Annotated in this window: 18 protein-coding genes, 1 tRNA gene and 1 pseudogene; 5 read left to right on the top strand and 15 right to left on the bottom strand. The window is 56.5% G+C overall.

The genetic code is table 11. The annotated features are described in order from the left end of the window. Positions 1-182: 182 nt before the first annotated feature. Positions 183-653: an SRPBCC family protein gene (locus tag LW884_02295; protein MCE3007167.1), complete on the bottom strand. Its 471-nt coding sequence runs from the start codon at positions 651-653 to the stop codon at positions 183-185. A gap of 322 nt (positions 654-975) precedes the next feature. On the opposite strand from LW884_02295, the gene LW884_02300 reads away from it, so the two are divergent. The 5 genes from LW884_02300 (at position 976) to LW884_02320 (ending at position 4,795) form a co-directional block, all read left to right on the top strand. After that, positions 976-2,259 (top strand): DEAD/DEAH box helicase, encoded by a 1,284-nt coding sequence (locus tag LW884_02300; GenBank protein ID MCE3007168.1) that lies wholly within the window; start codon positions 976-978, stop codon positions 2,257-2,259. A gap of 262 nt (positions 2,260-2,521) precedes the next feature. Then, positions 2,522-3,004: a transcriptional repressor gene (locus LW884_02305; protein MCE3007169.1), complete on the top strand. Its 483-nt coding sequence runs from the start codon at positions 2,522-2,524 to the stop codon at positions 3,002-3,004. Between the two features lie 3 nt (positions 3,005-3,007). Beyond that, positions 3,008-3,367 carry an STAS domain-containing protein gene (locus LW884_02310; GenBank protein MCE3007170.1) on the top strand — a complete coding sequence of 120 codons (360 nt, stop codon included), beginning with the start codon at positions 3,008-3,010 and terminating at the stop codon, positions 3,365-3,367. A 13-nt stretch (positions 3,368-3,380) separates the two neighbouring features. After that, positions 3,381-4,637 (top strand): adenylosuccinate synthase, encoded by a 1,257-nt coding sequence (locus LW884_02315; protein MCE3007171.1) that lies wholly within the window; start codon positions 3,381-3,383, stop codon positions 4,635-4,637. 85 nt (positions 4,638-4,722) lie between these two features. After that, positions 4,723-4,795: transfer RNA gene (locus tag LW884_02320), tRNA-Ile, on the top strand. Positions 4,796-4,973: 178 nt separating this feature from the next. Here LW884_02320 and LW884_02325 read toward each other — a convergent pair. The 14 genes and pseudogenes from LW884_02325 to secD all read right to left on the bottom strand — a co-directional run bounded on the left by LW884_02325 (position 4,974) and on the right by secD (position 20,544). Then, on the bottom strand, positions 4,974-5,753 hold the full coding sequence (locus LW884_02325) for an enoyl-CoA hydratase-related protein (protein MCE3007172.1): 780 nt from the start codon (positions 5,751-5,753) through the stop codon (positions 4,974-4,976). Between the two features lie 102 nt (positions 5,754-5,855). Then, complete coding sequence (gene rplT, locus LW884_02330) at positions 5,856-6,245, bottom strand: 50S ribosomal protein L20 (GenBank protein ID MCE3007173.1); 390 nt, start codon at positions 6,243-6,245, stop codon at positions 5,856-5,858. 62 nt (positions 6,246-6,307) lie between these two features. Then, positions 6,308-6,493 (bottom strand): annotated as a pseudogene (gene rpmI / locus LW884_02335) (50S ribosomal protein L35). A gap of 51 nt (positions 6,494-6,544) precedes the next feature. Beyond that, positions 6,545-7,102 (bottom strand): translation initiation factor IF-3, encoded by a 558-nt coding sequence (gene infC / locus LW884_02340; protein MCE3007174.1) that lies wholly within the window; start codon positions 7,100-7,102, stop codon positions 6,545-6,547. Next, positions 7,099-9,039 (bottom strand): threonine--tRNA ligase, encoded by a 1,941-nt coding sequence (gene thrS, locus LW884_02345; GenBank protein MCE3007175.1) that lies wholly within the window; start codon positions 9,037-9,039, stop codon positions 7,099-7,101. Before thrS ends, infC begins: the two co-directional genes overlap by 4 nt. Before the next feature lie 27 nt (positions 9,040-9,066). After that, positions 9,067-9,582: an HAD-IIIA family hydrolase gene (locus LW884_02350; protein MCE3007176.1), complete on the bottom strand. Its 516-nt coding sequence runs from the start codon at positions 9,580-9,582 to the stop codon at positions 9,067-9,069. Next, positions 9,583-10,260: a response regulator transcription factor gene (locus LW884_02355; protein ID MCE3007177.1), complete on the bottom strand. Its 678-nt coding sequence runs from the start codon at positions 10,258-10,260 to the stop codon at positions 9,583-9,585. A 99-nt stretch (positions 10,261-10,359) separates the two neighbouring features. Continuing rightward, positions 10,360-11,010, bottom strand: coding sequence for a phospholipase (locus LW884_02360; GenBank protein ID MCE3007178.1), 651 nt, complete (start codon positions 11,008-11,010; stop codon positions 10,360-10,362). Continuing rightward, complete coding sequence (locus tag LW884_02365; protein MCE3007179.1) at positions 10,982-12,724, bottom strand: M1 family metallopeptidase; 1,743 nt, start codon at positions 12,722-12,724, stop codon at positions 10,982-10,984. The genes LW884_02360 and LW884_02365 overlap by 29 nt, the downstream gene beginning before the upstream one ends. Beyond that, positions 12,702-13,301, bottom strand: coding sequence for a ribosome biogenesis GTP-binding protein YihA/YsxC (gene yihA / locus LW884_02370; GenBank protein ID MCE3007180.1), 600 nt, complete (start codon positions 13,299-13,301; stop codon positions 12,702-12,704). The genes LW884_02365 and yihA overlap by 23 nt, the downstream gene beginning before the upstream one ends. A gap of 152 nt (positions 13,302-13,453) precedes the next feature. Continuing rightward, the gene (gene lpxB, locus LW884_02375) at positions 13,454-14,590 is read right to left on the bottom strand and encodes a lipid-A-disaccharide synthase (GenBank protein MCE3007181.1); all 1,137 of its coding nucleotides are present in this window, start codon (positions 14,588-14,590) and stop codon (positions 13,454-13,456) included. A 45-nt stretch (positions 14,591-14,635) separates the two neighbouring features. Continuing rightward, a complete protein-coding gene (locus LW884_02380) occupies positions 14,636-15,292 on the bottom strand; it encodes a carboxypeptidase-like regulatory domain-containing protein (GenBank protein ID MCE3007182.1) in 657 nt (218 codons plus the stop codon). Positions 15,293-15,477: 185 nt separating this feature from the next. Beyond that, on the bottom strand, positions 15,478-17,538 hold the full coding sequence (locus LW884_02385) for a BatA domain-containing protein (GenBank protein ID MCE3007183.1): 2,061 nt from the start codon (positions 17,536-17,538) through the stop codon (positions 15,478-15,480). A gap of 108 nt (positions 17,539-17,646) precedes the next feature. Beyond that, a complete protein-coding gene (secD, locus tag LW884_02390; GenBank protein ID MCE3007184.1) occupies positions 17,647-20,544 on the bottom strand; it encodes a protein translocase subunit SecD in 2,898 nt (965 codons plus the stop codon). Between the last annotated feature and the right edge of the window lie 49 nt (positions 20,545-20,593).

A 20,593-nucleotide genomic window follows, 5' to 3' on the forward strand; every position in this document is an offset into this window, starting at 1 on the left:
CGCTAGCCTCGTGCTTGTAGAAGAGGATCTCTGGCACACTCCAGTCGTCTAGCGGCACCCGGTAGCGCCTCAGGTTGCTGCTGTGGCCGGAGACCACCTGCGCAAGCGTCCCTGCATGGGTGTCTTTTTTCCTAATCATGCTAAGCATAAAGACTAGCAATTCACCTTTCTCGATAGCCCCCCTACCCTTGCGTGTAGGTACCGAAGATCTCTTCCATCCGAGCCTTTCGGTAGGCAAAGCTCCGGCGGATGTCTGCTGCCAGAAACAGGCTGTGCCCCAGCCTGCCCAGCAGGCCCAGCGGAAGCTGATACTGTAGCAGATCGCGCACCTCAGTCCCCCCAGCTATGGGCACCAGTTCATGCCTGTGCACCCAGTGCGAAAAGGGGCCCTGCTCCTGTATGTCAACAAAATACTGATTGGGCACCCAGGCCTGGATACGGCTAACCCACCGCATGGGCAGGCCGTACTTGTGCACCCGATAGGTCAATACTGTGCCCGCCTGTATGGGTCTTGTCGTGCTGTGCACCACCTCAAAGCGCATATGCCTGGGGGTAATGCGCGCCAGATTTTCGGGCACAGAAAAGAAATCCATCAATTCCGCTGCCGAGGCAGGCAGCCGCTGAGAATCCTGTAGCGTAAATAACTTTGCCATATATTAAGGTACAGAGTAGGAGACAAAAGCGTTCTGTAATGCAGCCAGGGTAGCACAAATAGTGTGTCTTTCTGGCTCTAGTTCCGCCATGGGCCCGGCACAGGCAGTCTTATGCGGAAACGTATGCGAAAAAGCATACAGACGAGGGCTGAAACCGGGAGCCTAAACCTGATACCAGATAATTTAATCAATAACCCTTTCGGATTCAGCTTTTTTTGTATATTTGCCTGTGGAAGTGTTTGCGGGGAAAGTATAGCAAAACAAAACTCAAGCAAGCACAAAGTATAATTTAATCACTGGGCACCGCCCGATTCTTTTTCACTTGAATACATTTTCAGAACTAGCGCTAGACGACCGCCTAATGCGGGCGATAGCCGACTTGGGGTATGAAACCCCAACCCCAATCCAATCACAATCTATCCCCCTGGTATTAGCCGGACGAGACCTGATGGGCTGTGCACAGACCGGTACAGGCAAGACGGCTTCTTTCAGCCTGCCTATCATCCAGCAGCTGCTGGAGGCAGACCGTGGCCCCGGAAAGGGCAAGCGTGCCACCAAGGTGCTGATCCTGGCCCCCACACGCGAGCTGGCACAGCAAATAGGCGATAACGTGCAGGACTACATCAGCAGAACCTTTCTGCGGCACACCGTGGTATACGGCGGCAGCCCCATCTTTCGCCAGATACGGGAGCTACAGCGCGGGCGCGAGCTGGTGATCGGCACGCCAGGCCGTGTGCTAGACCTGCTGCAACAGCGCGAACTGGTGCTGGATGAGCTGACCCACTTTGTGCTAGATGAGGCAGACCGCATGCTGGACATGGGCTTCATCAACGACATCCGCAAGATACACGGCTACATACCCGAGCATCCGCAGACGCTGATGTTTAGCGCCACCATGCCGCCTGCCATCCGCGCCCTGGCGTCCGAGCTGCTGCAGGACCCGGCACATGTGGAGGTAGCCCCCCAAAGCACCGCGGCGGAAACGGTAGAGCAAGCCCTCTTCCATGTAGACCGCAAGCACAAGATGCCACTGCTGAAGCACGTACTGGATGAAGAAGCCAAGGGCCAAACCCTCATCTTCACACGCACCAAGCGATGGGCCGACAAGCTGGCCGAGCAGCTAAATGACGACGGGTACTACACCGATGCCCTGCACGGAGATGTACGCCAAACCAAGCGCCTGAAGCTGCTAAAGGACTTCAAAGAAGGAAAACTAAAGGTACTGGTAGCTACGGATGTGGCTGCCCGTGGCCTGGACGTAAAAGGCGTAGAGCACGTAATAAACTACGACATGCCCAATGAGCCCGAAAACTACGTGCACCGCATAGGGCGCACAGGCCGGGCCGGAGCACAGGGCGTAGCCTTCAGCTTCTGCGACCAGACAGAACGCGAGTATCTGCGCGATATTGAGCGTATCCTGCAGCGGGCTGTACCCGTACGGAAACCACCCGAGGGCATGGAAGCACCCATAAGAGACGAGGCTGCACCCGGAAAAGGCAAGACAAAAGGCGCGGGCGGTAATAACCGTAGGCGCGGGGGCTTTGGCAGCAAAAGAGACAGCAAAGGAAAGGGAAGCAGTACCCGCAGGGCCTCTTCCTTCTCTTAGCACCTAAAGGCAAGTAGGCTCTGTTTAAGAAGTCTGCTGCATACAAGTCCAAAGCAGTCATGCAAAAGGGGAGCAAATGCTCCCCTTTTGCATGACTGGCTAGCGATCTAGCGGATTCACAAGCGTGTACCCCACAAACACCGGCGGCATACAAACAGGAAGCCAACGGGCCCAAACCACAGAGACCTCCCCCCCTGCACATACATGCCAAATTGCACATCTGCACCCGGATACTAGCACCGAGTTGCGTATCTTTGCGTATATGCCACAGAGCCCTGAAGCGCAAACGCTGGCCCGGATAGAGGAAGTAAAAGCCCTGTTTGCCAAATACCTGGATCAGCATGGCCAGCGGAAAACGCCGGAACGATTTGCCATACTGGAGGAGATCTATAAGCGCAACGACCACTTCGATGTAGAAAGCCTCTACATACACATGAAGAACCAGAAATATCGGGTTAGCCGGGCCACGGTGTACAACACACTGGACCTGCTGGTAGCCTGCGACCTGGTTGTCAAGCATCAGTTCAACAGCAACCAGGCACGCTATGAAAAGGCCTACGGATTTCGCCAGCATGACCACCTGATCTGCATAGACTGTGGAAAAGTACTCGAGTTTTGTGATCCCAGGGTTAGTGAGATTCAGAGCATGATCGGAAATTTACTTAACTTTCGCGTCAAAAGTCATTCGCTCTTGTTATACGGAAACTGCGACCGAACAGAGTGCAATGGCAAGACCTCCCACTAAACCATGGAAAACAGCGAAATGACCTATACCCACGAACTTAAAGACGGAATTGCTTTGTTTCACCTCGAGGGTAGTCTACTAGCCGAAGTGGACCGCACTAGCATCAAGAACGATTTTACTGAGTACCTGGAGCAGGATGTAAATAAATTTTTGATAGACCTAAGCAAGCTACGCCACATCAACAGCACCGGCCTGGGCATCTTCATCACCCTGTATACCAAGGTGCGGGGCAAAGGGGGAGAAATGGTAATCTGTAGCCCTAGCCAAAATATCAGCAACTTGCTCGCCATTACCAAGCTCAACAGTGTTTTCAACATTGTAGACACAGAGCTGGCCGGCCTTGAGCGCCTACAGTCTATCTAGTTCACAATCCTACATGTCAGTATCAATTCTGCTCGGCCTACAGTGGGGAGACGAGGGCAAGGGTAAAGTGGTGGATGTACTGGGAGACCAGTACCAGGTAGTAGCCCGCTTTCAGGGTGGGCCCAATGCTGGCCACACCCTGTACATACAGGGCGAGAAGCACGTGCTACACCAGATACCCAGTGGCATTTTCCGGCCCGGCGTACAAAATGTAATTGGCAACGGCGTGGTGGCCAATCCCATCGTCCTGATGGAAGAAATCCGCAAGCTGGAAGCCAAGGGCGTAGATGTACGCACACATCTGCTGATTAGCAACCGCTGCCACGTCATCCTGCCCACCCACCTGCACCTGGATGCCATGAGCGAAGCACAAAAGGGCGACAGGAAAATAGGCAGCACCCTGCGGGGGATCAGCCCAACCTATCAGGATAAATATGGCCGCTGTGGCCTGCGCATGGGAGACCTGCTAAGCCCCCAGTTTGAAGCCAAACTGAAAGCCGTGCTGGATGCGCATGATGCCCTGCTGAGGCGGGGTGGGTTTGAGTACAATCGGGCAGAAGGCGAGGATCGCTTTCGAGAGGCCGTGTCTATCCTCAAGACCTATCAGATACTCGATACCGAGCTGTACCTGCACCAGGCCCTGCGCGAGGGAAAAAACATACTGGCCGAAGGCGCACAGGGTACACTGCTCGACATTGAATTTGGCGCATATCCATACGTAACCAGCAGCAGCACAACGGCTGGTGGAGCGTGCACCGGCCTGGGCATCCCGCCCAACCGTGTAGACAAGGTGTATGGTGTATTCAAGGCCTATTGCACGCGCGTAGGCAGCGGCCCCTTCCCCACAGAGCTGGATAATGCCCTGGGCGAATCCATACGCCAGGCGGGAGGTGAGTTTGGCGCTACCACAGGCCGCCCACGCCGCACAGGCTGGCTAGACCTGCCTGCCCTGCGGTACGCCTGCGACCTGAATGGGGTAACCGACCTGGTAATGACCAAGGCTGACGTACTGGGCGGAATGGAAGCGGTAAAGGTATGCACCGAATACAAGGTGCGGGGCAAGCTACAAACCCATCCCCCCTTTGATATAGAGGATTCGGTGGAATTGATCTACGAGCAGTTTCCAGGCTGGCCTGCATTCAGCGAGCGAGATGCGATGCCCAGCAGCTTCCAACGATACCTGGCTTATCTGGAGCAAGCCCTGGACCGCAAGATAACCTACGTGTCGCTGGGCCCGGGAAGGGAGCAGATTGTAAAAGTAAGCGAGTGATCGTTTGCCTGAATTAAGAAAAATTGTAGATTTGCACCCCCTACCTGCGGTAGTAGTTGCCTCGGGCAGGGAGAATAGAAGAGAGGGGCTCGTGGCGCAGTGGTTAGCGCAGTTGACTCATAATCAATTGGTCGCAGGTTCGAGTCCTGCCGGGCCCACAGAGACCCACTGTACACAGTGGGTCTCTCGCTTTTAAACCCGATAGGATTTTCGCACGCGTACAATCGGGACAAGGTTCTGCACTGCCCCAGGTAGAGACGGAAAATCTATGTCCATCTCCTCGCACATACGATTCAGCTTATAAGTACGAGTTCCGAAAACCCGCTTTCTCCAGCACTACCTACCCTTCCAGTCTGGCTTTCTTTTGTCTACAAAGGCCTGCATGCCTTCCTTCTGGTCTTCGCTGGCAAAAAGGAGGTAGAAGTTTCTCCGCTCAAAGTGCAGGGCACTCTCCAGGGGCTGCTCAAAGGCCTGTAGCACCGCCTCCTTGGCCAGGCGGATAGCGAGGGGGCTCATGGCCGCCACCTGTTCTGCCAGCTTGAGGGCCTCTTCCAGGTATAACTCTACGGGCACCACTTTATTTATTAGCCCGGCTCTGTGGGCTTCTTCGGCGGTAATGAAGTTTCCTGTGAGCACCATCTCCATGGCACGGGCCTTTCCCACGGCACGGGTAAGGCGCTGGGTACCCCCGGCACCGGGCATCACGCCTATCTTGATTTCTGGCTGGCCAAACTGGGCGCTTGTGCTTGCTACAATCATATCACAGATCATGCTCAGCTCGCAGCCGCCACCCAGGGCAAAGCCACTTACGGCGGCTATTAGCGGAAGCTTGCAGCGCTTGATGGCATCCCATTTGGCAAACTGGTCTATCTCCACCATGTCTATGGCTCCATTACCTGCCATCTCCTTAATATCGGCACCGGCGGCAAAGGCACGCTCATCGCCTGCCAGCACCACACAGCGGGTGTGCCCATCGGCCTGTAGGCTGGCCAGCGCATCTACCAGCTCCTCCATCACCTTTCGGTTCAGGGCATTCAGTTCCTTGGGGCGGTTCAGGCGGATTAGGGCAATGTGGGGGCGGGCATTTGCCTCTACCAGGATGTGGGTGTAAGCCATGTGCGAAGATAGGAAAGCCATTAAGATGACGCATAAAAAAAGCCCGATAGTCGGGCTTTATATTTGCATGCGGGGTGGTGTATGCACCCCAAGAAAAGAGGGCTAGGCTGCGGGGGCGGCTTCCTTCCTGGCTGCTACGGGGGCAGTGGCAGAGGCACCTTCCTTGCTCACGGCTGCAAACACCTCGGGGTGGTTCATAGCCAGGTCGGCCAGTACCTTGCGGTTCAGGTCTATGCCTTGCGTCTTCAGGTTGTGGATCAGCTTGCTGTAGCTGAGGCCATTGAGGCGCGAACCGGCATTGATACGCTGAATCCACAGACGGCGGAAGTCGCGCTTCTTCAGTTTACGCCCGGTATAGGCGTACTTCAGGCTCTTCTCTATCTGGTTTTTGGCGACTGTCCATACATTTTTCTTACGGCCCCAGTAGCCTTTGGCTAGCTTCAGTATGCGCTTGCGGCGCTGATGAGAGGCAACTTTATTTACGGAACGCATGACTATTCTGCAGATTTTTTGTGTTTGAAACTGGGCTTGCGGTGCCTGGGGGTGGCCAGGTTCAGGAGGCGGGTAACGTGTATCGTATCCACTTCGTCCATGATCATGGTACCGGTCAGAAAGCGCTTGCGCTTGGTGGTACGCTTGCGTAGCATGTGCCGCTTGTTGGCATGCTTACCCTTAACCTTGCCGCTGGCGGTGATGCGAAAGCGCTTGGAAGCGCCGGAATGAGTTTTGACTTTAGACATGAGAAATGCTAAAAAAACGTATGCGTAAACGCGGACTGCAAATGTAGGGAATTATTTGGTTTTGGGTGCAAGGAAGAGAAACATTCTTTTCCCCTCCATTTTTGGGCCCGACTCAACCTTGGCATGCTCCTCCAGTGCTTCGGCAAAGTCTTGCAGGAGCTTTTCTCCCCGGTCCTTGTGCACAATGGTGCGGCCATGGAAGTGCACGTAAGCTTTGATCTTATTGCCTTCTTTCAGAAATTTTTCTGCGTGGCGTGTCTTGAAGTTAAAGTCGTGCTCATCCGTATTGGGGCCAAAGCGGATTTCCTTCAGCACCACTACGTGCTGCTTGGCCTTTTGCTCCTTTTCCTTCTTCTTGGACTCGTACTTGAACTTGCTGTACTCCATCAGCCGTGTGATGGGCGGCGTAGTGTTGCCATTTATCTCTATCAGGTCTACGCCCAGCTCGCGTGCCATATCCAGCGCCTGGGCGGTGGGGAATACGCCGTTGTAGCGCTCTTCCTCATGGCCAATGATGCGTACTTCCGGAACTCTAATAAAATCGTTGATGCGGTGCTGAGGCCCTCTGGGCCGGGGGGCGGGTCTGTTTCCTGGCGACTTTTTTCTCATGCAGGGACGTGTACGGGTTTTTTACTGTTTTCTATGGCGGATTTTATGGTTTGGACGGCATCCTCCAGGGCTAGCATGCCCCGGTCTCCCTCTGTATGCACGCGCAAAGATACAGAATTTGTTTGCGTTTCCTTTTCTCCCACAATAAACATGTAGGGAATTTTGGCTACCTCGGCATCGCGTATCTTTCGTCCTATCTTTTCGTTTCGCTCGTCCAGGGTGGCGCGCAGCCCTGCCTGCTCCAGCTGGGTGCGGATCTGGCGGGCATAGGGCATAAACTTATCGCTAATGGGTAGCAGGCTTACCTGCCTGGGTGCCAGCCAGAGGGGCAGGTTCCCGGCTGTGTGCTCCAGCAGGATGCCAAAGAAGCGCTCGAAGCTACCTAGCAGTGCGCGGTGGATCATCACGGGGCGGTGCTTGCTGCCGTCCTCGCCGGTGTACTCCAGGCCGAAGCGTTCGGGCATGCTGAAGTCTAGCTGCACGGTGCCCAGCTGCCAGCGGCGCTTCAGGCTATCGCGCACCACAAAGTCGATTTTGGGGCCATAAAATGCGCCATCTCCGGCATTGATGGTGTAGGCTACGCCCAGCCTGGTCAGGGTGTCTTGCAGGTATGCCTCGGCCTGGTTCCAGGTTTCCAGGGCGCCTACATACTTGCTCTCGGGGCGGGTGCTGAGGTATACGGCCACGTCGGTAAAGCCAAAAAGCTGGTAGATCTCGAAGATAAAGCTTACCAGCTTGCCCACCTCGGCCTGTATCTGGTCCAGCGTGCAGAAGATGTGTGCATCGTCCTGTGTAAAGGCCCGTACGCGGAAGAGGCCGGTAAGTACGCCGCTCAGCTCGTGGCGATGCACCAGGCCGTACTCAAACAGGCGCAGGGGCAGGTCGCGGTAGCTGCGGGGGGCCGTGCGGTATACAATGGTACTGCCCGGGCAGTTCATGGGCTTTACCGCAAACTCCATTTCGTCGATCTTGGTAAAGTACATGTTCTCGGCATAATTATGCCAGTGGCCACTCTGGTGCCACAGCTTTTCATTCAGGATAACGGGGGTCTTGATCTCTTCGTAGCCCGATGCATACAGGCGCTCGCGCAGGTAGTTTTGCAGCTCGTTGAGCACAACCATGCCGTTGTGGTGCCAGAAGGGGAAGCCTGGGCCCTCCTCGTGGAAGGAGAACATGTCCAGCTCCTTGCCCAGCCTGCGGTGGTCGCGCCTTTTAGCCTCCTCCAGCAGGTGCAGATACTCTTCCAGCTCCTTTCGGCTCGGGAAGCTGATGGCGTAGATGCGGGTTAGCTGGGGGTTTTCGCTCTTGCCACGCCAGTAGGCACCGGCGGTGCTCAGCAGCTTCACAGCTTTGATAACCCTGCTGTTGTATATGTGTCCGCCCTTGCACAGGTCTGCAAACCCACCGCTGTAGCAGAAGGTAATATCTCCGTCGGTCAGCTCCTCTATCAGCTCCACCTTGTAGGGGCTACCTTTCTGGCGGTAGTAGGCCAGGGCATCAGCCTTGCTTACAGGCTTCATTACAAAGGTCTCTTCGCTCTGGGCAAGCTCCATAAACTTGGCCTCTACGCGGGCAAAATCCTCATCGCCAAAGGCATGGTTGCCAAAGTCTATGTCGTAGTAAAAGCCCTCTTCGATAGGCGGACCAAAACCCAGCTGGATACCTGGATACAGGGCCTCCAGGGCCTCGGCCAGGATGTGGGCCGAGCTGTGCCAAAAGGCCTCCTTGCCCTCCGGATCTTTCCAGCTGTGGAGCGCCAGGGTGGCATCTGCTGCCAGGGGTGTGTTCAGCTCGGTGCGCTTGCCATTCACGGTGGCCACCAGGGCATTCCGGGCCAGGCCCTGACTAATACTTTCGGCTATCTGGTAGGGGGTAGTACCCAGGGGGTAGCTACGCTTGGCCCCATCGGGCAGGGTGATTTCAATAGACTGAGACATGTGTGGCACTTAGGGGTGCAAATATAATCAATCCATCCGCGCCAGCAGGCTTTGCCATTGCGTATACATGTCTAGCTGATACTCGGCCTCGGGGCAGGTTTCTTCTCCCACCATCACGGTGTGCATACCCAGCTGCCGGGCAGGTATCAGGTCTCGCTGGCGATCTCCCAGCATCCAGCACTGGTGGGGGTCTAGCCTGTGCTGGGCCAGTGCCCGCTCAAACAGCAGCGAGGCGGGCTTTCGGCATAGGCAGCGGCTGCTGATGGGGTGGTGGGGGCAGTAGTAAAACTGATCGATGGTGGCACCCGCAGCGGCAAAATCCTGGGCCACCTGCCGGTGCAGCATTTCTACCTCTGTGTGTCCGTACAGCTGCTTGCCTATCCCGCCCTGGTTGGTAATCACCAGGATGCGGTAGCCCTTACTTTTTGCCTCCCTACAAAAAGGCAGAATGGTGGGTAGATAGCGAAAATGGCGATACTCCCAGGTGTAGGCCTGGTTATCTTCGTTTATCACACCATCACGGTCCAGAAACAGGGCTTTCATTTATTCTTCCAGCAGGCCGTACTGTATGGCGTAGCGCACCAGGCCGGCGGTGTTTTTCACGCCTATCTTCTGCATCAGGTTTCGGCGGTGGCTGTGCACGGTGCGGGGCGAGATAAACAGCTTGTCGGCAATCTCCTGGTTCGTCATCTCGTAGGCAATGTGGCGCAGGATTTCTACCTCGCGCGTAGTTAGCTCTATGGGGGGGGCCGCCATTTGCTTGGCCTTGTTTGGGGCTGCTTCCATGGTACCAGCCTTGCTCATAAACTGGTTCATCACCGCCGTGGTAACCTCGCGGCTGAAGTAGGTATCGCCTTCGGAAACCCGCTCCAGGGCAGAGATCAGCTCCTGCTTTCCGGTATTCTTCAGAATATAGCCGCGTGCACCGGCCTGCAGCATGCTGGTAATGTACTCGTCGTCATCAAACATGGTGAGGGCAATGACTTTGACATCGGGCTTTTTCACGTTTATCTCTTCGGTAGCCTCTATGCCATTCATCTGGGGCATTTTAATGTCCATAAGCACCACGTCTACCGGCAGTTCCATGGCCTTCTCTACCGCCTCGCGCCCGTTGTTTGCTTCGCCCAGGATGCTGATTCCGGGTACGTCCTCCAGCATTGAGCGTATCCCGTTGATGATAATCTTGTGGTCATCCACCAGTAGAAGATTGAGTGTTTTCATATGAATGCTTCAGATAATTTTGTCTCTCGCCCCAGTATACTAAAAATATTAAATAGATGCGTTTTTGGATACAATTATTGCTAAAATAATCCAGGATTTTCATAATTTTTCCTGCAAAGCCCGCAGGGCATCCGGCGGCAGGGTGTGCCCGCCCCGGTAGGGCAGCGGCTGGTAGCTAAGGCCCAGGGCATCCAGGGCTTGTAGTTTATCGGGCACTTGGTCGATCGGCAAGAAGGGATCCGAGTCTCCCCAGGCTACCAGGGTGTGGGGCATAGGCTTGTGGTGTATAGGCTCTGGCGGTATGCTGCCAGCCCATAGCACCAAATGATGGGGCACAATGCGGCCCTGCGAAAACCAGCGCCAGGCTGTAGCCACCCCCTGCGAGAAGCCAAACAGAACAAGCCGGGTACCAGCAGTGTACCCTGGCTGGGCCAGCACCACATCCAGCAGCTGGTTCAGGTATACGGCCTGGTCCTGTATCTCGCTGGCCCGGTCTTCGCGGGTCATCCAGCTGGCACCCACCCGGCCACTATGCCCCTCCAGATAAAAGCGCGATAGTCCCTCGGGCGCTACTACCTGCACACTGGGCGCTGCCACGGGGGCAAACTTGCGGATCCAGTGCTGGGGGAGCATGCCATAGCCATGAAGCACGATCCACAGCTGCCGGAGGGGGGCCCCACCGCCCAGGGTGTAGTAGCGGGCTGTACGCGGCGTAAGCAGCCTATGGGCGAGGGGTTCTTCTGCGTTCATACTTGGTAGGGCGGCGGGTATGCCTGGGAATGGGGGCTGTGCGTAGCTGCAGCTGATCGGGCTCCATACGCTGGTGGGTGAACAGAAAGCGGTTGTTGGCCAGTTCCACCACACTGCCGGTATCTACCCCTTCTGGTAGGGCATGGGCCTGCAGCGCGGTGCCCACCGCTTCGTATCGGCAGGCGGTGCCACCTACACGCAGCTCCACGGGCATGGTAAAACCCGGCTGCACACCCTGCCAGCGCAGGTACAGCTGGTTGTCCCCCAGGGCATACACCAGGTGTGGCAGGGCGCGGTAGTATAGGTAGTGCTCTAGCATGGGGCGGTGGTGCTGCCCCAGCATACCGGCGGTGTAGTCCAGCACAGCCTCTGTACTGGTTTGCTGTAGCCCAAAGCGGTGATACAGGCCCCGCAGGTAGGCCCACCACAGGCTATCCTGGTTTACGGCCGAACGCAGACTATGTAGCATCCAGCTGCCCTTGTAGTAGGGGTCGGACGAAGCCCAACCATCAAAGTTCAGCCCGCGTGGCCCCTGTATGGCATCGGCATTTTGTATTTCCCCTCGCTGAGACATCAGGTAAGCCTGGGCCTGCCCGTAGCCCGCCTGGCACTCCACAAATACAGACTCCAGATAGGTGGTGAAGGACTCATGCACCCACAGGTCGGCATGGTCGGCTACGCTTATGTAGTTGCCAAACCACTCGTGCCCACTCTCGTGGATCAGTATATAGTCCCAGCCCCATTCGTTGTTCCGAAAGGAATTGCCGTAGGCAATGGCGCCCTGGTGCTCCATCCCCCAGTAGGGAGCCTCTACCAGGGCATAGCCGTCTGTGTAGAATGGGTAGGGGCCTACCTTGTCCTCAAAGCACTGCAGCATGTGCTGTGCCTGCTCCAGCAGGGGGGTGGCCTGCTGCGCATTGCCCGCCAGCAGGTAGCAGTCTAGCACCAGCGGGCCACGCATACCTGCATACACCTGCTGCCTGTGCACATAGTGGCCCAGGTAGAAGGTCAGGTTATAGGTGTTGATGGGTGCGTGCACCTGCCAGTGAAAGGTGTGCGTGGCACCACCTGGCTGGTGTACAATGCTCTGCAGGATGCCGTTGCTCACACAGTAGAGGTCCCTCGGCACCTCAAAATAGAGATCTGCACCCAGCTCTGGCTCATCGCTCAGGTGGTCCTTGCAGGGCCACCAGCTACTGGCACCCAGGCCCTCGCAGGCTACGCCAGCCCAGGGCCGGCCCTGGCTATCCTGGCTCCACACAAGGCCGCCTGCCCAGGGGGGATTTTGGGCGATGGGGGGGGGTCCCTCGTAGGCTATGTTCAGGCTATAGGTATGTCCTGGCTGGCAACTATCGGGCAGCGCCACAAACACCGCATGGCCCTGCCTGCGATACGGAAGCGCGTTGTCCGAAAGGCGCACAGACCGAAGGGTATAACCCGAGAACAAATCGAAGCGGAGCGAATCTGTATGCTGCAACAGCCGGAAGGTTATCGTATTATCTCCCGCTATCCGCTTCTGGGTCAGATCTAGCTGAATGGCCAGGCGGTAGTGCTGCACATCGTAGCAGCTACGGGCGGCATCCAGCGTGCCCCGTAGTGTATCGGCCTGGCCGAAAGGCCCCCGGTGCAGCAGTACATCGCCGGGCGGCTGGGCAAAACCCGCACGAGTAAGACAGAACAGGAGCAGCAGACTAGTGTATAGACACCTGCTCATTCAGCGACTGAATATAGTCCAATAGCTCCTTTTTTCCGGTACCATCTATGGCCGAGGTAACAAAAATAGGGGGTAACTCCTCCCACTCTTTCCGGAGCATCATCCGGTAGGCCGACACATTGGAATCGGGCCTGCCTTTCTTGTCAAACTTGGTAAATACCAGTGCAAAAGGCAGCTGCCGTACACCCAGGGTGCGGATAAACTCCAGGTCGTTGGCCAGGGGTGCGTGCCTGCTATCTACCAGCACAAAGGTGGTTATCAGGCTGGGCCGGAGGGTCAGGTAGTCGGTTATCATGCGCTCAAAATTATGGCGACTGGCCTTGCTTACCCGGGCATAGCCATAGCCAGGCAGGTCTACCATATACCAGCTGTTGTTTATCTTGAAATGGTTGATAAGCCGGGTTTTGCCCGGGGCCGAGCTGGTTTTGGCCAGCCCCCTGCGCCCTGTCAGCATATTGATCAGCGAGCTTTTGCCCACGTTGCTTCGGCCAATAAAAGCAAACTCAGGCAGATCGGGCACAGGCAGCTCGCGGTAGGTGCTACTGCTTTTTACAAAATCGGCCTGGGTAATCAGCATGGGTTAGGTTGAGTCGGAAGGTGAGTGCTTGGATAAAAATACGAACAATCCCTGCACCCGGGCACACAAAGCGGGGAAGTGTACCATCTGCATCGGCCATCCCTGTTTTTTTGTAGATAAACAAAAGGATACCACAGAGCGCGGGCGGGGTGCTAGCTGCGGGATTTCAGGTGGCCCCAGATGCTTTCGGCAGCTTTCTCGCTGGCACCGCCGCCACCCAGGCGCTCTTTTAGCATGCGGTAGTCTTCCAGCATACTCCGCCGCCTTTCAGCATCGTACACCAGCCTGTGCAGCTCCTCGGCCACGCGGCTAGGGCGCATATCTTTCTGTATCAGTTCCGTTACTACCGGCCGATCCATAATCAGGTTTACCAGGCTGATGTACGAGATCTTTACCAGCCTGCGGGCTATCTGGTAGCTCAGCCAGTTTCCGCTATAGCACACCACCTGGGGCACCTCGTGCAGGGCTGCCTCCAGGGTAGCAGTGCCGCTGGTTACCAGGGCATAGCGTGCGGCACGCAGCACGCGGTAGGTGTCGTTATACACCACCTCTATCTGCGGGTAGGCACGGGCCAGCTGGGCATAGTAGGCTGGGGGCTGGGTGGGGGCTGCCGCCAGCACCGGCTTCAGCTCGCCAAACGTGCTGGCAGCCTGTAGCATCACAGGCAGCATGCGGGCTATCTCGTGCTTACGACTACCGGGCAGTAGGGCCAGGATCGACGGATTCTCCGGTTTATCGCCAAAGTGGCCCTCCTCTATCGCATCCAGCAGCGGGTGGCCCACATACTCGGCCTCTACCTCGTAGGGCCTGTACCATTCTCGCTCAAAGGGGAGGATGCAGTACATGCGGTCTACGTAGGCGCGTATCTGCTTTACGCGGCTCTTTTTCCAGGCCCACACCTGTGGGGAGATGTAGTAAAACACCTGGATGCCGTGCTGGTGACAAAAGCGGGCCATACGCAGGTTGAAGCCCGGATAATCGATCAGGATAACCGCATCGGGCTTGAAGGCCAGCAGGTCGGCCTTTATCTGGCTAAACATCCGGAGGATGGTGCGCAGGTTCATCAGCACCACCAGAAAGCCCATAAAGTCGGTAGTGCGGATGTGGCGCGCCAGCTGCATACCGGCAGCCTCCATGCGGTCTCCGCCCATGCCGCGAAAGGCACAGGGACCCTTGGCCTTGAGCGCCCGGATCAGGTTGCTGCCATGCAGGTCTCCGCTGGCCTCTCCGGCTATCAGGTAGAATCTGCGCCTGCTGTCGGGCGGCGCATCTGCGGGGGCTGTGTCCATTGGGTTGTTTGTGCAAAAAAATACCGGTTCTCTTGCCGCCAGCAGCTACTGCTTCTTTCGGTCGTTAATAAGCTTGATGAAGTTGTACACGGCTATGGGGTCTACGCCCACATTCGTTACCGTGCCCTTGCGCTGGTAGTAGTCTATATAGCGCTGGCGGGCAACGGAAAGCCGATCTGCATCATCGGCAGGCAGGTTATTCATAAAATAGGCCATCGTCTCGGCATCCACCCGGTGATTGATGGTCTCGATAGACAGGGGCGTTTGCGTGGGCAGGTTCAGCACCGCCGTCCTCAGCTCCAGCGGGGTATTGTAGGGCCGAACCACAATGCTGTCCAGTATAAAATCCTGGGGAATCATGTACTGAATCAGGTATAGGTACTGCTCCCCGGCATCGGGCTTGTATTCCCGTATATACTGGCGCACGCTGATCATTTCGGTAAGGAAGCCAAAGCGGGAGAAGACCAGCGTGTCCGACTCTACCACCGGGAGGCTAAAGAATCCGTTGGCATCCGACACGGCCAGCCGGGTTTTTCGGGTGGTGGTAATGCGGCAGTAGCTGATCGGCACATGGTTATCCCTACCCAGCACCATACCACTCAGCTGGTACACACTCCCCGCTTTGGGGGTCGTAGCATTTTGCCCAAACAGCGGGAGCGCAGCGGTGCATAGCAGCACAATACCCAGATAGCGTACCATCATATAAACAAACATACGTTTTTTCTGAAAAAAAGACATACAAAGGCTGAAACGGAGCGAGGTAGCTACCCAATAGGCGTATGTGGATAGGTATTCGATCAAAAATCTGATTTTCAACTAGTTAAACACATTTAGCAGAAAAGAGGCAATAGAAACCACTACGGGCCAGACACATACGCCAGGTGAAGCTAGCGCATAAACCGTACAATCAGCACCTCGGCCAGCAGGCAGAACAAGGCTACCCACAAAAAGTAGCGCCACAGGGGCACACCAGCCGCACTCAGCTGCGCCTCTTTCCGCACCACCGCCTCCTCGCCCTTCAGTACCTTTACCTGCTCATCCAGGCCCCGGTTTTCCAGGGCTTCGCTCAGCTCGTCGGTACTGGCAGCTGCCAGCTGGCTTTCGGTATCGGAGAGGTTGAAGCTGATTCGCTCCAGCACACTGTCCTCCTGCACCACCGCGTAGGTACCGGGCTGTAGTGGCAGGCCCTCAAAGGAGAGCAGTGTCTGCCCAGCCTGCTCATACTGCTCAGGCACAAAGACCTGATCCCCCTTACGCAGCTTTACATTTCCGTTCCCCTTGGCCTGCACCCGGTGTAGCGTATAGGCCCCAATGGTTTGCGAAAAACCAGCATGCGCAGCATTATTTACCAGCATGGTGGCCCGGTACAGGATGGGCACAAAACTGCTCTTGATCGGGAAGTCGCCCCAGGCCAGGCTAGGGAAGCAGCTGAAGGTAAAGACCAGCCCGGCCTGTAGCTGTGTTTTTGTCAGTACCGCATTGCCCCGCGCATCCCGCAGAATTACGTTGTGGATGCTACCGGAATGGGGCGTAAAGTCATAAAGCTTGGAAAAGGAGGGGCTATCAAAACGTGCATCCTGCTTGCTGTCAGAAAAAACGCCCTGAAAAAGCGGATCTTGCAGGTCGGCATAGGGCAGCTGCACGGGCTCGGTATAGGTATTCAGTGTGCCAAAAGCCCCAAGCCCCATTGTCTGCATAAAACTGCGGAAGGACTGCTGCATATCTGAGGCGGGGAAGATGAGGAGCCCCCCACCCTCTTCGGCCACCCAAGACTTGATGCGAGCTGCCAAGCCGTCGCTCATCCGCGAAACGCCTGCCAGCACAAGGGCCGAATAGTCTTGCAGCGATACATTCGAGAATCGGGTTTCATCCAGCAGTTCTACCCGGTACTGCGTCATCAGGCGGCTATAGAAGGTGCGCAGGTAGCCAGGGTCTTCCCTACCCTGCACCAGCAGGATGCGGCTACCCTCAGGTATATTGAAGCTGAAATGCCGCTCGTTGTCAAACTCGATGGGCAGATCATCCAGGCGCACGGTGCCCTGCTGCCAGCCCCCCTGCTGGGGGGTGAAGGTAAGGGTAGCCTGCTGCTGCTGCCCGGCAGCCACGCTTACCGACCCCACACCCACAGCCTTCCCCTCCAGCTCTACCTTCAGGGGCAGGTTCTGCACGTCTTCCGGCCCATCGTTGTGCACCGTAAGCCGCAGGTTTATGGGCTTATCCTGCTCGATCACCACATCCTCAAAGGCCATGCCCGACACATATACATTGGGCTGGGCACGGGTTCCCACCTTGGCAAAGCGCACTTCGAGTCCCGGGGGCAGCGGGGGCAGCTTGATCGAATCCTGCATCACCGTTTTCTGTTGAAAGTCGGAGATAAAATACAGGGTGTGTACGGGATTGGCTGCGGCGGAAAAATAGAGCGGGGCGTTATTCAGCACCTCGGCGTAGCTAACCTGGCGGTCGGCATAGCCTAGCTGGTCTAGCGCTTGTATGGCCTCGCCCTGCGGCACAAAGGGTGCGCTGAGCAACAGCCTCCCCGTGGTCTGCACCTGGTAGGTGGCATTAGGGCCATGGGCCCGCAGGATGGTATAGGCTAATTTCCGTACCTGAGACAGGTAGTCGCCCCGCTCATCCACAGCACTCATGCTCAGGCTATTGTCTATAATAATAGCGACAGAGTGGCTACCCTGCCTGCGCTGCCCTGCCTCGGTAGCCCAGTAGGGGCCCGAAAACATGAGTACAAGCGCAGCCAGCAGCAGCAGCCGGGCGGCCAGTAGCAGATAGTGCTTCAGCCTAAGCCGGCGCCGCACCACCTGCTGCACCTCGCGGATGAACGCAAGGTTGCTAAACAGCAGCCTGCGGGGCCTGCGGAAGTGAAAGAGATGTACCAGAATGGGGATAGCAAGGGCCAGCAATGCCCACAGTACATGGGGGAATAGGAAGTTCATGCGAGGTAAAGTTAGCAAAGCTGTGCCAACAAAAAAGGAGCCGCAATGGCTCCTTTTTGTTTTCGATTAGCGGGCTGCCAACATATTGGGCTGGCACGCTGCGCCTGTCTAGCGGACCTTGGCAGGGGCTGCCTGCCGGGCGGCACTGCGCTGCATGGATCGCTTGATGAGGTCGAGTGAGATGGGGCTGGCCACAAAGATAGAACTGATGGTGCCGATGAGAATGCCCAGAATCATAGCCAGCATGAAGCCCTGCAGCACCTCGCCCGCAAACAGGAAGAGGATAAAGGCAGAGAGTAGCGTGGTGGTACTGGTAACGATGGTTCGGCTCAGGGTATCATTCACAGCCTGGTTGAACAGCAGGGTTAGATCGCCGCGCATGCCCTCTTCCTTGATGCGCTCGCGGATTCGGTCAAACACAATCACGGTATCATTGATGGTATAACCCACAATGGTTAGGATGGCGGCGATAAAGGTCAGGTCTACCTCTACACTAAAGGGCAGGTTATCTATTTGACCCAAGAGGCTGAATACACCCAGTACAAAAATCACGTTGAAGGTCAGGCTCACCAGTGCACCCATGCCATACTGCCACAGGTTGAAGCGGACCAGGATGTAGATAAACATGACGAGCAGGGCAAAAAACACCGACTGCTGTGCAGCATCCTTAATATCCTTTGCCACCGTGGGCCCCACTTTGTTGCTGCGGAGTATCTGCGGGTTCGCCTTTTCGCCATAGGCCTGGCTTATGGTGGTGAGGGTGGCCTTTTCCACGCGTGCATCCGCATCGGGGTCTTCCACCAGGTAGGCCGTGGTGATCATCACCTTGTTTTGGCCACTGATGGCCTTTATCTGGGGCTGCTCGCCGCCATAGCCTTTGGTAAGGCTACCACGCAGATCATTCACCACCTCGGGCGTAACGGGGGTATCCAGCTGTACAACGTACTGGCGGCCCCCCTTGAAGTCTACCCCCAGGCGGAAGCCCAGTGTGTAGATGGAAACCACGCTACCCAGGGTGATGAGCAGCACCAGGGTGTAGCTGATGCGGCGATTCTTCATCACCTGCAGTTTGGCACGGGCAAACAGGCGGGTAGCAGCCAGCGAGCCAAAGCTCATAGGCTTGGCATCGGGCTTGCGGGTCATATAGTCTAGCAGGAGGCGGGTAACCAGCAGGCCGCTGACCATGGTGGTAAAGATGCCGATCATCAGGGTAACCGCAAAGCCCTGGATGGGGCCGGTACCGAAGATAAAGAGGATGAGGCCGGTGAGGAAGGTAGTAAGGTTTCCGTCTACAATGGAACTGAGCGCGTTTTGGAAGCCCGCGTTAATGGACCCCTTGAGGCCGCGTCCCTCGGCCAGTTCTTCGCGTATGCGCTCATAGATCAGTACGTTGGCATCTACGGCCATACCCATGGTGAGTACGATACCGGCAATGCCTGGCAGGGTCATCACCACATTCAGGGCTGCGCTCATGCCGACGAGGAAGATCAGGTTGACCACCAGGGCCACGCTGGCCACCAGGCCCGCACGGCGATAGTAGGCTACCACAAACAGGATAACGGCGATAAAACCTGCAATGAAGCTGAACAGGCCGGCATCTACAGTCTGCTTACCCAGGCTGGGGCCCACCACTTCCTCGCCCACTATGCGGGCAGGTGCGGGCAGTTTTCCGGCCTTCAGGATGTTGGCCAGGTCGGTAGCCTCCTCCAGGCTGAAGTTGCCGGTTATCTGGCTATTGCCGCCGGTTATCTGGTCTATTACATTGGGGGCACTGTACACCAGCTGGTCTAGCACCACGGCTATGCTCTTGCCCTTGTACTCACCGGTCAGCTTGGCCCACTCGCGCGCGCCCTCGCCGTCCATGCTCATGCTCACCATGTACTGGTTGTTCTGGTCTTGGCCGGTGCGGGTGTCCACGATGTTCTCGCCCCGTACGGTAGACTTTCCCTTGGCGCTGAAGATGTAGAGGGCATAGAGCTCGTAGGCACTTTCGGTGCCTTCTGAGGGCTTGGCACTCCAGGCAAAGCGGAGGCTCTGGCTCTGTACCAGGTTTTTCACCACTGCAGAACGGAGCAGCTTGCCCACCTTTGCGGTATCAGCTTCTTCCACAATGCCCAGGTAGCGGGGGTCGGGGCCTGCTGCCTGGGGCATGGTCAGGTAGTCCGACAGTCCTTTGGGCTGCTTGGCAGCGGCTTGGGTCTTTGCCGTCTTGGTGTCTGCCGCAGCGGTTTCTGGCTTGGCAGCGGCGGTCTCTGTTTGTTTTTCCTGCTTCAGCGTATCGTCTGCCACGGCACCCCGGGTAGCCTGGTCTATCTGGGCCAGCAGGGGCTGCACCTCGGAAAAGCTACGCACGGGCCAGAACTCCAGCTGGGCCGTGTTTTTCAGCAGCTTGCGTACGCGGGCTATGTCGCGCTCGCCAGGCAGCTCTATCACAATTCGGTTTGTGCCCGTTACTTTCTGGATATTGGCACTGCTCACGCCAAACTGGTCCACCCGCTTTCGCAGTACAATCAGGGCGTTATCGATAGCAGCGTTGGCATCTGCGCGTATGCTCTCTATCACCTGTGCGTCGGGGGTGTTGTAGCTCAGGTTTTGTCCGCCAAAGTAGGCTGCCAGCTTTACCCCAGGCTTCAGCTTGCGCAGCTCCCGGATGAAAATATCTACAAAACCGGCATCCTGGCTGGCCTGCAGCTTTCTGGCGCTCTCTATGGCTTTGTCAAAGGTTTCGTCTACATTGTTTCCGGCCTTGGCGCGTATCAGCTCGTCTATGCCGATCTCCATCGTTATGTAGATCCCCCCCTGCAGGTCCAGGCCCAGACCCAGACTCTTGCGCACGGCGCCTTTGTAGTCGTCGTAGTGGGTCTGTAGCCATTTGGCCTTGGTCGAGTCGGGCTGCTGCTCATACTCGGCCTCCATGCCCAGTCGCTCGGTGGTGAAGTAGATATTATAGAGCGAAATGGCTGCAAAAATAGCCAGGAGCCAGAAAATCAGATTCTTTTGCTTCATGGGTGTAGAAGTCGCCTCTTTTTAATGGAGCCGCAAATTTAAGGGAATT

The organism is Bacteroidota bacterium, from assembly GCA_021300195.1.
Classification (GTDB): domain Bacteria; phylum Bacteroidota; class Bacteroidia; order J057; family JAJTIE01; genus JAJTIE01.